We start from the raw sequence: 13,108 nt of genomic DNA on the forward strand, positions 1-13,108 counted from the left end.
TGATGCATCTCTTTTTAGAATTATAAATTAAAAGCATTTGCTAGTAAGCGATAAGACTTTAATTTATGTTCGAATTGATGAGTAATCGTGACAATCATAAATTCGTCAGTATTGTATGCTTTGCTTAAGTTTATTATTTTTTCTTTTACAGAAGACGGATCACCAACAATCATACGTTGACGATTTTCTTTTATACGGAATAAATCATAAGCGCTGTATGAATAATTTTGAGCAGTTTCAATAGAAGGTGTACCAGTAGTTCGTTTTCCTTGCTCTAATAATAAGATTGATAAATCTAAACTAGAAGCAATTTTTTCTGCTTCTTCATTTGTTTCTCCGCAAATAACAAAAATAGCAACGATTGACTTTGGTTTATCTCCTAAAAATGAAGGCTGATATTGTTCTTGGTAAGCCCTCATAACTTCAGGGCCTCCAAAGCCATTAATAAATTGTGCAAATGCGAAAGAAGCTCCGTTGTTTGCAGCAATTTTAGCGCTCTCTCCACTAGAACCGAGCATCCACATTTCAGGAGATGTTGGGATAACTGGAGTGGCTTTTAAGTTTGCATAATGATGGTTTTCTGGTACTTGATCATGTATGTACATTGCAACGTCTGCAATTTGTTCTGGATATTGATCAAGTGAGACCATTTTCCCTTCTTGAAGTGCGCGAGTTGCTATTGGCATACCACCAGGGGCTCTACCAACACCGAGATCGATACGATTTGGATACAGTGCTTCTAAAACCCGGAAATTCTCAGCAACTTTATATGGGCTATAATGCGGTAACATAACACCACCTGAACCTACTCTAATATGGTCCGTTTTCGTGGCAATATGAGAAATAAGTATTTCTGGACTTGAACCAGCTAAGCTTACGGAATTATGATGTTCGGATACCCAAAAACGTGTGAATCCGAGTTTTTCAACTTCTTGTGCAAGCGTAACTGTATGTGAAAAAGCTTGGGCTGCTGTGCTACCATCTGAAATAGGTGATTGGTCTAATACACTTAACTTGATCATAGAATATACCTCTCAATCTTAATGTACATCCTATTATATATTTACTTATGAAAAATGCGTAGCGAAATGCTCAAAATGAAAAGCGGATAATCTTATTTCCGTTTTTAACGAGAAAATCCGCGTTCATAATGATTCATTTCGACTAGATTTAAAATATATTCATAGTTGTCAATTTCACGTTTTAGCTGTTCACGTTCTTTTTCAGATAGTGTCATATTGCTAAGTTTTTTACATAAGTTTTGTTTCTTTAATTCTAAATGTTTTTTTGTAGCATGGTAGTCATAAGTATGTTTCATTTTTAACCACTCCTTCTTTGCAGTTGCTATATTATACGAAGCATAAAGAAATATGAAATCTGTCTCTTATGTATTTTTAGTGAATATTCAAATTGCAATGGTGTTATGTTTATGGGGATCTATGAATAAAATGCACTAAACCACTAACGTCCATTTGATGAAATAAGGGGTGGAATTGTGCAGAAAGATATAATGTATAACACTGAAATGGATGAAGCGTTAAAAGTTATAGATAAAGGATTGAAGAAGACGATAAATCCAAAACAAATTATTGTAGTGGGAGCTGGTATGGCTGGATTAGTTTCAGCATCTTTATTAAAGGCTGCAGGACATGATGTGAAAATTTTTGAAGCAAACAACCGGGTAGGTGGCCGTATAGAGACAGTTAGAATGGAAGATACCGGATTATATTTAGATGTTGGAGCAATGAGAATTCCGTATACGCATAGATTAACGATGGCATATATAAGAAAATTTGGGCTACAGGTGAGCCCTTTTATTAATAGGAATGAGACGGATATTATCTATGTAAATGGACGGAAAACGACGTTGAAACAATATGAAAAGGATCCGAGTATTTTAAGGTATCCTGTGGAAATGAACGAAGTGGGAAAAACGTCTGAAGAACTATTGTTATTAGCAGTACAGCCGATAATAAATTTTATTAAAAGAAATCCAGAGGAAAATTGGGATGTTGTAGTGAAGGATTTTGGGAGATATTCCACAGGACAATTTTTAAAGTATCACCCTTATCAGTATAATACTTACTTTTCGCCAGTAACAATTGAGATGATCGGTGTTCTATTAGATTTAGAAGGTTTTTTAGAACGGTCGTTTGTAGAGACTTTACGATTTCTATACATTATGCAAGAGGAGAGCGGATTTTGTGAAATTATGGGCGGGAATGATAGATTACCAAAGTCATTTTTACCGCAATTAGAAGAAAATATTATATATAATCAAAAATTAATGAAGTTACATCAACACGATAATGGTGTGACAGCTTTCTATCGGAACGAGGAAACTTTTGAATATAGTAGTATTACAGGAGATTTAGTTATTGTTACTATCCCGTTTTCGACAATGCGTTTTGTAGAAGTAGATCCGTTTGATTCTATATCTCATGAAAAATGGAAAGCAATTCGTGAATTGCATTACATGCCTGCGACGAAAATAGGAATTCAATTTAAAAGCAGATTTTGGGAAGAACAAGGGCAATTAGGTGGCAGAATTATAACAGATTTGCCAATTCGTTATGCCTATTATCCAAGTCATGGAATTGGAGAAAAAGGACCTGCTATGATGTTAGGTAGCTATACATGGTCTTACGATGCATTGTTATGGGATGGTTTATCAAAAGGCGATCGTATTTATTACGCCTTACACAACTTAGCAACAATATTAGATGGTCAAGTGTATGATGAGTTCATATCTGGAATATCAAAAAGCTGGACATTGGATCCGTATGCGCTTGGAGGATTTGCGCTTTTTCAAGCAGGTCAAGAATCTGAGCTACAACCAGCGATTGTCAAACCAGAGGGGAGAATATTCTTCGCTGGAGATCATACAACGCTATATCACGGATGGATTCAAGGTACGATTGAATCTGGAATTCGTGTAGCGATGGAAGTGAATGAGTAAAATGTATTTAATTCAGAAAATTCTTTACTATATAACTTGAGATGGATATTATTATATATAAAAGAATTATAGGGAGTGTTTACAGTGAATCCGTTATTATTCGATTTTCCTTCTGAATTTTATACTGACAGGCTTTTTATTCGAATGTCGAAACCAGGAGATGGTAAAGTTGTATATGATGCAATTCAAGCTTCAATACAAGAACTAAAACCTTGGATGGCTTTTGCACAAAAAGAGCAAACAGAGGAAGAAATAGAAGAGAGTATTAGAAAATCGCATATTCAATTTTTGCAACGTGAGGATTTAAGATTACTAGTATTTTCGAAAGAAACAGGTGAATTTATTGCTTCTGCCGGATTACATCGCATTAATTGGGATATACCTCAATTTGAAATCGGATATTGGATTGATACAAGGTTTAGCGGAAAAGGCTATATGGTAGAGGCTGCGAAAGGTATAACGGATTATGCTTTTTCTGAATTGAAAGCAAACCGTGTAGAAATTCGTTGTGATTCTCTAAATAAAAAGAGTAGAGCGATACCTGAGAAATTGGGCTTTAAATTAGAGGGGATTTTAGAAAGTGCGAGTGTTGCAGTAGATGGAAATGGATTAAGGGATATGTGTGTATTTGCAATGACGAGAAATACATATAAAAAAGAAGAGCTGTAAGAAACAGCTCTTCTTTTTGTGTATTATGGTACAGGATGTCCATTAGAGCTTTCGAAAATTGTAAACCATTGTTGACGATCTAAGTTAACGTTTGTAGCAAGAGCGGCCGTTTTTACACGATCTAATTTACCAGATCCAACGATTGGTATCATGTTAGCTGGATGCGCAAGTAACCAAGCATACATAACCGTATCGATACTAGTAACACCGAGCTCAGTAGCAACTTTTTGCACAGTTTCACGTACACGTACGGCGCGTTCTGATTGACCAGTAAAGATTTCCCGACCAGCAAGAGGTGACCAAATCATTGGATTGATTCGTTTTTCTTGGCATAAATCAATTGTCCCTTTTTGAAAGTGCTCAAGCTGCAATGCAGAAACTTCAATTTGGTTCGTAATAAGCGGGAAATCTAAGTAAGAACTTAACATATTAAATTGTGAAGGTAAGAAGTTAGATACACCGAAGTGACGAACTTTTCCGTCTTGTTTTAATTGTGAAAATGCCTTTGCCACTTCATTTGGATCCATAAAAGGGTCGGGACGATGAATAAGTAATACGTCAATATAATCTGTATGTAAATTTTTTAGTGATGCTTCTGCACTTTGAATAATGTGCTCTGCACTAGTATTGTAGTGAGCAACATATCGCTCTGGAAATTTTGGTGATGGGGGAGCGATTCCACACTTTGTAATAATTTGCATGTTTTCTCGTAAGGAAGGCTTTAATTGTAAAGCTTCTCCAAACAACCCTTCACACGTATATCCGCCGTAAATGTCAGCGTGATCAAAAGTAGTAATTCCCATATCCATACAATCTTCAATGAAAGAAAGTAATTCTTGTTTCGTCATATTCCATTCTGCTAAACGCCAAAATCCTTGAATAATACGAGAGAATTCTAGCGTTTCATTCATTTGAACTCGTTCCATTATAAGTACCCCCTTGATGAATGATTATTATTTTGAAAAGGCTTTCTTACTACGTATTATTATATAGTTTGGAGGGCGTACATACAATAAATATGTTTTGCTAAAAAAATGATTTTCTCTATATGCTATAATGTAGAAACATATAGCTATAAGGAGATGTAAGGAATGATTCCAGTAACAATATTAACTGGTTTTCTTGGATCAGGGAAAACGACTTTATTAAATCGTATTTTATCAGAAAATCACGGTAAGAAATTAGCGGTGATTGTAAATGAAATAGGACAAATTGGCATTGATAATCAGTTGATTATGAATGTGGAAGAAGAAATTATGGAAATGACAAACGGTTGTCTATGTTGTACTGTACGTGAAGATTTACTTGTTGCTTTAAAACAGTTACTGGACGTAAAAGCAGAAGGGAAAATGGATTTTGATGGTTTAGTAATTGAAACGACTGGCCTTGCAAATCCAGGGCCGATTATTCAAACATTCTTTTTAGATCCAGTCATTCAATCTGCATACCAAATTAATGGTGTTGTAACGGTGGTAGATAGTTATCATATACATAAACATTTTGAAAAAGGATTAGAAGCAAAAGAGCAAATTGCGTTTGCTGATGTCGTTTTAGTAAATAAATTAGACTTAATTGAAGAGAGTGAGAAAGAAAATCTCTTGCATGAAATTCAAGGAATTAATCCGACTGCAAAGTTAATCGAGGCGACTAACTGTGAGGTAGATATACCATCTTTATTACAAATTCAAACGTTTAAAACGAAAGATACGTTGCAAATTTACCCTCATAAAGAACATAACCACTTAGAAGGTGTGAAATCATTTGTATTACGTGAAGAACGTCCGCTAGATTTACAAAAGCTTAATGAGTGGATGTCAGCTGTCGTTCAAGAGCTAGGGGAATATTTATATCGTTACAAAGGAATTTTATCGATAGACGGAGTAGATAAACGTATCGTTTTCCAAGGTGTACATACGTTATTTGCCGCTTCGTACGATAGAGAGTGGCAAGAGGGCGAAGAGCGAGTAAGTGAAGTAGTTTTTATCGGAAGAGATATTAATAAAGAGTGGTTCCAAGAACATTTTCAGGAGTGTGTGAAATAAGTCTGCGTAAATTGCAGGCTTATTTTTTATGAGCATTCTATTAGATTGCAAAACAGAATTAAATAAGGAAAAGAAACTAAAAATTGATAAAGTGAAACTTTAATCAGTGGGGGGGGGGGTTGTTCATCCCCCACTGATTATCAGCCCTCACCAATCGGGCTTTTACGGGCAACAGGGCCCCCCGCCTAACTTCTTTGCTTCCGCTGAATTTTGAGATGAGGGTCTTACTGTCCGCAAATAGCGGGATAAATGTATAATAAAAAGCCTGCTTTCACAGGCTTATGTTTTCGTCTATTAGTAACTCCATTACAACACCTACAACTGGACCTTCATCATCAATATCACCATTTAAGCGGAAACCAAATGATTCATATAGTCCCATTGCAAGTTTGTTGTCTGGATGTAAACTTAAGTAAATTATTTTACATTCGAATTTTTCTTGTAAGAATTGAATGAGTAAGCGAAGGAAACGTTTTGCGTATCCTTTTCCTTGATATTGTTGGTCAATCATAAAGCGATCGAGCCATACGCTTTTATGTTTTTCTGAATACCATCCATACATTGCGTATCCTACAAGTGTTTCTCCATCATATAAACCTACTGACGTTCCGTTTCCTTCATATAATGATTCTGCTAAAGAAAACGCGTTACTTTCAATAAATTGTTGCTGATCTTTTGTAACGTTTAAAGCAACTACTGAACGCCAATTTTTTGCTGTTACTTCACAAATGTGAAGATTCATAATTCCAACTCACCTTCTAAATTAATATAGCTTTAAAGCTAATATGGATAATTTTACTTGTTATTTTGGTCAAGTCAAGGATAAATACATAAAAAGGCAGCTGAATACCAGATTCAGCTGCCTAGAAAATATAATGGATTAGTTTATTGCTTCTTTCAATGTGTTTACGTTTTCTTCCATTAAAGTGAAGTAATCTTTATTATTTTTCGCATCATCTTCAGAAATAGTAGCTAAGTGATTTAAGCGTAAAACTTTTGTACCAGTTTCTTTTTGAATTACGGATGCTACTTTTGGAGTAGAGAACGTTTCGAATAAAATATATTTTAGACTATGTTCTTTTACTGTTTTTGTAATGTCAGCAAGCTGCTTTTGAGATGGTTCATCAGAAGCTGAAATTCCAGCGATAGGAATTTGTTTTAGGCCGTATCGTTGTTCCCAGTAACCATAGGCAGCATGAGAAACTAAAATTTCTTTCGTTTTTGCGTTCGCTACAGCTGCCTTAAATTGATCGTCTAAATCAGTAAATTTAGTTTGAAGTGCTGCGAAGTTTTTTTCGAATTCTTGTTTATGTTCAGGTTGTAATTCTACAAGTGCATTTTTAATTTTTTCCGCCTGTTTCATTGCTAGAGTAGGATCTAACCAAACATGCGGGTCTTTATCGTGATGATGTTCATCTTCTTTATGGCCATCTCCATGATCATGATGCTCTTCTTCAGTAGAAGCACGAAGCTCAATACCTTTAGATGCATTTACAATTTTAACATTTTCTTTTTGTAATGTTTTTTCCATTTTTTCAGCAAATGGTTCTAATTCAGCGCCGTTATAAACGAATAAATTAGCTTTTGCAACTTGTACTGTTTGTTTTTGACTTGGTTCAAATGTATGTGAATCTGCACCAGGTGGGTAAATTGCTTCAACATTTACATAGTCGCCACCGATTTTCTTTGCAAAATCAGCAAGTGGGAAAATCGTTGTATAAACTGTTAGCTTTCCATCTTTCTTGGCATTACTTTCTTTTTTATTTGAGCAGCCAGCGAAAATTAAGGTGAAAATAAGTAAGAATGAAAATATAGTCAATCTTTTAGGCATGAAGTTCTCCTCTTTTCTTTTTTACGGATATATTTTCCCCAATTATAGAAGAAAAATATCATTTTAATACAAAACGGAATAATTACGTTTTAGTTTGCGAACTTAGTATAATACATCTTTAATAAAGTTGCAATAAATAATAATCATTCCGATTTGTTTTTGTTATAAAGTTGTCAAATATAAGTGTATTATTTTTGCAAATGCATGCATATGTGACAACGCTGTTTTCATATATTGAAAAGGAGGTTAAAGAGGGGGATGAGCGCTTGGGTTACTTAATGGAAGCTATTTTATTAATATTAGCGGTAGTATTGCCATTATCTTTTGTATTAATTTTTTTAAGAAGATTAATAAGTAATTTAGGGGACGCTACAACAATAACGAAATTACAAGAGAGAGATGAGAAAAAGAGTGAGTAAAACACTATGCGTACGCATAGTGTTTTACTTGTGGTAAAATAAGAGCAGGAAACTCCTGAAGGTTGTATTTTACTGAAGGAGAGAAAAGTAAAATAAGAGGTATATGCATATATGAATAAGCGAACAGCGTTAATACTTGGTGCAAGTGGTTTAGTTGGACAAGAGATAACGCGTCTATTACTTGAATCAGATTACTATGATTCGGTTACTATTTTTGTAAGAGAGCCAATGCAATGGCAACATGAAAAGTTACAGCAGAAACAAGTTGATTTTTCGGTATTAGAGGAATATAAAGAGTTCTTTGCTGTGGATGATGTTTTTAGTTGCTTAGGAACAACAATAAAAAAAGCAAAAACAAAAGCAAATTTTAAAAAAGTAGATTATGAATATACGTTACGAGCTGCTTGTTTAGCTGAAAAACAAGGGGTACAAAATTTCCTTGTTGTGTCTTCTATGGGAGCGAATCCTAAATCATTTTTCTTTTATTCACAAGTGAAAGGAAGAATGGAAGAAGAATTGCAAAAGTTAGTGATCGGTGGTATTCACATTTTTAGACCATCATTATTAGTAGGAAATCGACAAGAATTTCGTTTCGGCGAACGAATGGCTGAAAAGTTATCTCGTATTATTCCTTTTATCTTTAAAGGGGCTTTCAAAAAGTATAAACCAATTTCAGCTAAAGATGTGGCGAAAGGGATGTATATAACCGCGCTGCGCGAAGAATCGGGTATCCATACTTATAATTCAAATGAAATTCCAACGATAGAATAAATAAAACCGAGAAGAATGACTTCTCGGTTTTATTTATTCGTATGAATTTTTCCTGGTGCTCGCTTATATTGGTGAGGTTCTTGCAATTCAAAGCCAAGTTCATTGGCTGCTATTCTCGGGAAGTACGGGTTGCGAAGTAACTCACGTCCGATGAAAATTAAATCTGCTTCGTTATCATTTAAAATTTGCTCTGCTTGAGATCCAGTCGTAATCAATCCAACTGCACCAGTTGCAATGTTAGCATGCTCTTTAATATGTTTAGCATATTGTACTTGATACCCAGGATAAACATCGATGCGTGCAGGGACAACAGCCCCAGAGCTACAATCAATTAAATCTACTCCTTGTTCTTTCATCCATTTTGTATACTGAACATAATCTTGAACTGTTAACCCGTCAGGATGATAATCATTTGCTGAAATACGGACAAATAACGGTCCGTTCCAAACTTCATTTATCGAGTCAATGATTTCGCGTAAGAAACGATAGCGGTTTTCAGGTGAACCACCATATTCATCAGTCCGCTTATTGGAAAGCGGAGAAAGAAATTCATTAATAAGATAACCGTGAGCACCGTGTATTTCAATAACATCAAATCCGGCTTGTTTTGAACGTAACGCGGCCCTCTGAAAAGCTAATATAGTCTCTTTGATTTGATGTATATTCATTTCTACGGGTATTTTCATCGTATCATTAAAAGGAATTGCAGAAGGAGCGAAAGCATTCGTATCTAATTCAGCTTTTCTTCCGGCGTGAGCGAGTTGAATGGCAGCTTTTGCACCGTTATCATGTATAAAAGTAGTCGTTTTATGTAAGCCTTCAATTAGGTTGTCATCCCAAATGCCTAAGTCTTTGTTAGAAATTCGTCCTTCAGCTAAAACCGCAGTTGCTTCAACCATAACTAAACCTACTTGGCCAGCAGCGCGAGTTCCATAATGAATGAGATGGAAATTCGTAACGCGGCCATCTTCATTCCCCGATGAATACATACACATAGGCGACATAACGATACGATTTTTTAGTGTAACGTTCTTAATTGTATAAGGTGAAAAAAGCTTGGAATTCATCAAATAGCCCCCTTGATTGAATTTTCTTATATTTTAACATTTTCTTTTTTGTTTCCCTAATAAAACGCTTATACGAAAAATTTTGTTTATTCGTGTTACAATGACTAATATGAACTGAATTGGAGGATGACATATGTACCAGGCTTATTATGAAAGCGAAGTAGGTTTGCTAGAAATTACAGCAAATCAAGAAGGAATTACGTCTGTTATATTTGTTGATGAACGACAAGAAGAGAATAAAAATGAAATGATAGAACAATGTATAAATGAGTTAGATGAATATTTTAAAGGGAAAAGAAAAGAGTTTACGGTCCCGCTGTCTGCGGAGGGAACCGCATTTCAAAAAAATGTATGGGATGCACTTTATACTATTCCGTACGGCGTAAGTGCTTCATATTTAGATATTGCAGAGAAAGTTGGAAATACAAAAGCTGTACGGGCAATAGGAGGGGCAAATAGTCGGAATCCAATTTCAATAATCGTTCCATGTCACCGTGTAATAGGAAAGAGTGGAAAGCTTGTTGGATATGCTGGTGGTTTATGGAGGAAAGAGTGGTTATTAAAACACGAAGGTATTTTGAAATGACGTATGGATGGGAAGAGGGATTGTTTTGAAATGTATAAATTGTGGGCAACCTTGCGAGGAGGAACAGTTAAATTGTACAAGTTGTCAGCGAAACTTGGATAATGAACAAGATGAAGGTAGCTCGTTAATAGATAAAGAACTAGAAGTATATGTAGGGAGACAATATCCGTATTACAAAAGGAAATGGGAGCTTGAGAATAAGCGGATTGCTAGGTGGAGCTGGAATGGTTGGGCTGCTATTTTCAATATAGGCTGGCTAGGATATCGTAAGTATTATGTACCAGCTGCTTTATTTATGTTGTTATTAGTAGCGTGTGATGCATTTTCGTATTATATGGGATTTAATGTAGCGTTGCCAATCATTAATATGGTGCCGCTTACGTTTTTATTACTCATTTTTATTCTGTTTGGAATGGGGATTTTTGCAAATGGATTATACTATCAATTTGCGGAAAGACGTATATACCGAATAAAAGCAAGAGAAATAAAAGATAAATCAGTTGAAAACTATCTTATCCATGATAGCGGCGGAACGAGCAAAATGGGAGCGACAATTGTTACTATTTTAGCAGTTGCTAGCATATTTTTTAGTCATTTCTTTTTTCCGACTGACCGAGACGTTATTCAAAAGGTTCGTACCAGCTCGCTTTATGAATATCCTTTCTTTTCAATAGGTGAATCTTTCGAAAATTATTTTCAAAATTCAGGTTGGATATATTATCGTGGAACGGAAGGGTTAGAATTAGTAGAATTCCAAGGATATAACGCCGGAACGCCAAGGCAAAAAGTGGCGATTCAATTTGTTGTCGATTATAAATTGGGTGAAGTGGAACCATACTCACTTACGGTTAATGGTGAATCTAAAAATGAAGAAGAGTTTTTGAAGATGATGGAAGAAATATTTAAGGTCCAAAATCCATTTGATATAGAGGATGGATTACAAGTAAATGCTATTCAAAAAAGCGGCTGGAAAGAAATTTCTGACCGCTTTTTTCTATGTTTGTTAAAATAAATATTTAAAATAATCAGAATCTTTTGTATAATGAAATATATTATATAGGATTCAACTTATACATATAGATTGGGGGAAGGAAGAATGAAGAGAAAGACAACAACAATTGCTGCACTTGCGTTAACGACGAGTGTATTGGTTGCAGGATGTGGGAATGGTGAGAAGGCTTCGACAACGAAGAAAGAATCGAATAAGGGAATGGCAGATAAACAAGTTTTAAATTTGCTAGAAACAGCTGAAATTCCTTCAATGGATACATCTAAATCAACGGATTCTGTATCTTTCCGGGTATTTGTAAATGCAATGGAAGGTTTATATCGTCTAGATAAAGATAATAAACCAACACCAGGCATGGCAAAAGATGTGAAGATTAGTGAAGATAAAAAGACATATACATTTGAATTACGTGATGCGAAATGGTCAAATGGTGATCCAGTTCGAGCACAAGATTTTGTATATGCATGGCAACGTACATTAGATAAAGCAATAGCGGCAGAATATGCATTCATCTTATTTGATGTGAAAAATGCACAGAAAGTAAATAAAGGAGAATTACCATCAGATCAATTGGGGGTTAAAGCGAAGGATGATAAAACGTTGGTAGTAGAATTAGAGCAACCAGCACCTTATTTTCTTGAGCTTACGTCATTTCCTACATTTTTCCCATTAAATGAAAAATATGTGAAAGAGCAAGGAGATAAATATGGATTAGAAGCAGATAAATTATTATATAATGGACCATTTACAATGAGTCAATGGAAACATGAACAAAATTATCAGTTAAAGAAAAATCCTAATTATTGGGATAAAGATACTGTAAAGTTAGACGAAATTAATGTAAGTATTGTGAAGGAAACAAGCACGGGAGTAAATTTATATGATAGTGATCAAGCAGATCGAGTTATTTTAACTTCTGAATTTGTTGATAAATATAAAAAGAATAAACCAGATGAATTTAAAACGAAGTTAGATCCACGCATATATTTCTTGCGTTTTAACCAAAAAAATGCAACATTTAAAAACCAAAAAGTACGTGAAGCAATTGATTTGGCATATGATAAAAAAGGAATTGCTGATGTCATTTTAAATGACGGTTCATTGCCAGCATATTTCTTAGTACCTGAAAAATTCACGACAGGTCCGGATGGAAAAGACTTCCGCTCTGTAAATAAAAACTTCCGTGATAGTAAAGATAATGCAGAGAAAGCAAAAAAATTATGGGAAGAAGCGAAGAAAGAGCTTGGTCAAGATACAATTACGGTTGAATTACTAAACGATGATAACGGTAGCCGTAAAAAAGTAGGCGACTTTATTAAAGAAGAACTAGAGAAAAACTTGCCTGGTATTAAAGTGAATTTGAAACAGCAACCATACAAGCAGAAGCTAGATTTAGAAAAGAAATTCCAATATGAATTCTCATTATCTGCATGGAGCCCTGATTATCCGGATCCAATGACTTATATTGATATGTTTGTTACTGGAAGCTCATTTAATGAAATGGATTATTCTAATCCGAAGTATGATGATTTAGTAGCGAAATCAAAAGGAGAGCTATTAAAAGATGATAAAGCACGCTGGAATGCACTTGCGGAAGCTGAAAAAATCTTAATTGGTCAAGACGCAGCAATTTCTCCTACGTACCAACAAAGTACAGCTTATTTAGAGAAGCCATTTGTAAAAGGTATTGCTAATCATACGTTTGGTGGGGACTTTAGTTATAAATGGGCATATATTACAAAAAAATAGTACAAT

Annotated in this window: 14 protein-coding genes; 8 read left to right on the forward strand and 6 right to left on the reverse strand. The window is 34.9% G+C overall.

Annotation, left to right across the window (positions count from 1 at the left end; translation table 11 throughout):
- Positions 1–20: 20 nt before the first annotated feature.
- Together JFU02_RS29520 and JFU02_RS29525 are read right to left on the reverse strand one after the other, a co-directional pair.
- Positions 21–1,022, reverse strand: coding sequence for an LLM class flavin-dependent oxidoreductase (locus tag JFU02_RS29520; RefSeq protein WP_000594050.1), 1,002 nt, complete (start codon positions 1,020–1,022; stop codon positions 21–23).
- A 104-nt stretch (positions 1,023–1,126) separates the two neighbouring features.
- On the reverse strand, positions 1,127–1,318 hold the full coding sequence (locus JFU02_RS29525) for a DUF3896 domain-containing protein (protein ID WP_000683368.1): 192 nt from the start codon (positions 1,316–1,318) through the stop codon (positions 1,127–1,129).
- A gap of 177 nt (positions 1,319–1,495) precedes the next feature.
- On the opposite strand from JFU02_RS29525, the gene JFU02_RS29530 reads away from it, so the two are divergent.
- On the forward strand, positions 1,496–2,959 hold the full coding sequence (locus tag JFU02_RS29530; RefSeq protein ID WP_201072017.1) for an FAD-dependent oxidoreductase: 1,464 nt from the start codon (positions 1,496–1,498) through the stop codon (positions 2,957–2,959).
- 84 nt (positions 2,960–3,043) lie between these two features.
- Complete coding sequence (locus JFU02_RS29535; protein ID WP_001068753.1) at positions 3,044–3,628, forward strand: GNAT family N-acetyltransferase; 585 nt, start codon at positions 3,044–3,046, stop codon at positions 3,626–3,628.
- A gap of 23 nt (positions 3,629–3,651) precedes the next feature.
- Here the strand turns inward: JFU02_RS29535 and JFU02_RS29540 are convergent, their stop codons facing one another.
- Entirely contained in the window at positions 3,652–4,554 is a 903-nt protein-coding gene (locus JFU02_RS29540) for an aldo/keto reductase (protein ID WP_201072020.1), read from the reverse strand.
- Between the two features lie 165 nt (positions 4,555–4,719).
- Here JFU02_RS29540 and JFU02_RS29545 point away from each other — a divergent pair, with 165 nt between their 5' ends.
- The gene (locus JFU02_RS29545; RefSeq protein ID WP_000613427.1) at positions 4,720–5,670 is read left to right on the forward strand and encodes a CobW family GTP-binding protein; all 951 of its coding nucleotides are present in this window, start codon (positions 4,720–4,722) and stop codon (positions 5,668–5,670) included.
- Between the two features lie 271 nt (positions 5,671–5,941).
- On the opposite strand, the gene JFU02_RS29550 is transcribed toward JFU02_RS29545, so the two are convergent.
- A complete protein-coding gene (locus JFU02_RS29550; RefSeq protein ID WP_001048683.1) occupies positions 5,942–6,412 on the reverse strand; it encodes a GNAT family N-acetyltransferase in 471 nt (156 codons plus the stop codon).
- 138 nt (positions 6,413–6,550) lie between these two features.
- Positions 6,551–7,501, reverse strand: a complete 951-nt coding sequence (locus JFU02_RS29555) for a metal ABC transporter substrate-binding protein (RefSeq protein WP_001126156.1) — start codon at positions 7,499–7,501, stop codon at positions 6,551–6,553.
- A gap of 266 nt (positions 7,502–7,767) precedes the next feature.
- Between JFU02_RS29555 and JFU02_RS29560 the strand changes: the two genes are divergently transcribed.
- Positions 7,768–7,920: a hypothetical protein gene (locus JFU02_RS29560; protein ID WP_201072023.1), complete on the forward strand. Its 153-nt coding sequence runs from the start codon at positions 7,768–7,770 to the stop codon at positions 7,918–7,920.
- A gap of 111 nt (positions 7,921–8,031) precedes the next feature.
- A complete protein-coding gene (locus JFU02_RS29565; protein WP_001042739.1) occupies positions 8,032–8,691 on the forward strand; it encodes an oxidoreductase in 660 nt (219 codons plus the stop codon).
- Between the two features lie 29 nt (positions 8,692–8,720).
- On the opposite strand, the gene namA is transcribed toward JFU02_RS29565, so the two are convergent.
- The gene (gene namA, locus JFU02_RS29570) at positions 8,721–9,758 is read right to left on the reverse strand and encodes an NADPH dehydrogenase NamA (RefSeq protein ID WP_098301073.1); all 1,038 of its coding nucleotides are present in this window, start codon (positions 9,756–9,758) and stop codon (positions 8,721–8,723) included.
- Between the two features lie 133 nt (positions 9,759–9,891).
- On the opposite strand from namA, the gene JFU02_RS29575 reads away from it, so the two are divergent.
- From JFU02_RS29575 to JFU02_RS29585, 3 genes are all read left to right on the forward strand, one after another.
- A complete protein-coding gene (locus JFU02_RS29575; RefSeq protein WP_000283913.1) occupies positions 9,892–10,344 on the forward strand; it encodes a methylated-DNA--[protein]-cysteine S-methyltransferase in 453 nt (150 codons plus the stop codon).
- A 7-nt stretch (positions 10,345–10,351) separates the two neighbouring features.
- A complete protein-coding gene (locus tag JFU02_RS29580; RefSeq protein WP_080546805.1) occupies positions 10,352–11,356 on the forward strand; it encodes a DUF2628 domain-containing protein in 1,005 nt (334 codons plus the stop codon).
- A gap of 84 nt (positions 11,357–11,440) precedes the next feature.
- Entirely contained in the window at positions 11,441–13,102 is a 1,662-nt protein-coding gene (locus JFU02_RS29585) for a peptide ABC transporter substrate-binding protein (RefSeq protein ID WP_061667472.1), read from the forward strand.
- Positions 13,103–13,108 lie beyond the last annotated feature (6 nt).

The sequence above is a fragment of the Bacillus sp. TH13 genome (assembly GCF_016651175.1).
Taxonomy (GTDB): Bacteria; Bacillota; Bacilli; order Bacillales; family Bacillaceae_G; genus Bacillus_A; species Bacillus_A thuringiensis_S.